The sequence below is a fragment of the Synechococcus sp. R55.7 genome, assembly GCF_047461955.1.
GTDB lineage: Bacteria > Cyanobacteriota > Cyanobacteriia > Thermostichales > Thermostichaceae > Thermostichus.
Map to the genome: position 1 here is coordinate 3,651 of NZ_JANSIC010000106.1, position 1,151 is coordinate 4,801.

The following is a 1,151-nucleotide window of genomic DNA, read 5'->3' on the forward strand; positions in this document are numbered from 1 at the left end:
TTTGTTGGGAGGAGTTGGTTCTGCCACGGCCTAACCAGGGTAAAAGAATGGTTCACAACAAGAAGGTCAACATGAAAAGCTCCATTAAAGCAGGATCTACTAGCCCAGTTTATGGGCGTTTTCTCTTAACCGGCTTGGGTACTTTTGTGGGATCTCGCAGAGGATAAAACGGCTCTTGAATAGACGCTTCCCCACGTGTCGAGGGGGTGGAACTCTTCCTGGCTTTGGGTTGGGGGGGGGAACGCTTCAGGCGTGGGCGCGGCGGCGTTTTGAGCACAGGGCCGATGGGAGTGCCCGCCTCCACATAGAGCAGGGATCCGCGGCGGCGCACCTGCAGATCCCAGAAATTGCCTACCCCTTTGCCCGGCAGGGATCCGATCAGGCGCAATTTGAAGGCTTGGGGCTTGGGGGCTGCGGCTCCATCCTTCTGGACTCGCTGAGAGGGAGAGTTGGCGGAAGCTTTTTTGCCCGATTGACGGATCTTGACGATGATGAACCCTTTCTCCTGCGATTGAAAAACGACCTCGCCCCGGATGGAAAACCAATCCGGCACCACCGTCGGACGGGATCCCTCGGGGAGAGTTCGCCCCATTTCTTCTGGGGCCCACACCCCCAGCAACTGCACGTGCAGATCTTCGGTTTTGTCGCGGGTGCGAGGATAAACCACCCACAGGTAGTTGCGTTCCGGCTTCAGGTGCTTCCGTACCAGGCTCATCACCCGGCCCAGCAATACGGCATTCAGATCCAAGCCATCCGAGGTGCGCAAAATCCCGCGGGTAAAGTGCTCTGGGGAGGGGATGTATTGCCCTTCGATGAGGCCGATGGCTCGGTATTGCATCTTCTCCCCAGGCGGGGGGATGGGTTCCAAACAGACTCGCTCTCTTTCTGCCGCTTTCTTTTCCCCCAAGGTAGCGGTGGTGCTGACAACAGGCTGCAAGGACTCCGTCCCGCTGTCGCGAACAGCACCAGGAGCTGCCGCAGGATCCTGAGCTTTCGCTGATGACAGGGATCCCTTGGCCTCACCCGTTGAGCTGGGTCTGGGGGGCCGTACCGGTCGAAAGGGAGGTCTCAGATCGGAGGACATTGTGACGGTTCCGTTGCTGTCAATTCAGAATGCTCGGCGGCAGACATTTACCGTTGCAAAAACAGGC

Annotated in this window: 1 protein-coding gene; it reads right to left on the minus strand. The window is 58.1% G+C overall.

The features are described from left to right. Positions 1 to 109 precede the first annotated feature (109 nt). Positions 110 to 1,084, minus strand: a complete 975-nt coding sequence (locus tag NW820_RS07225) for a hypothetical protein (protein ID WP_414407095.1) — start codon at positions 1,082 to 1,084, stop codon at positions 110 to 112. Positions 1,085 to 1,151: the final 67 nt, after the last annotated feature.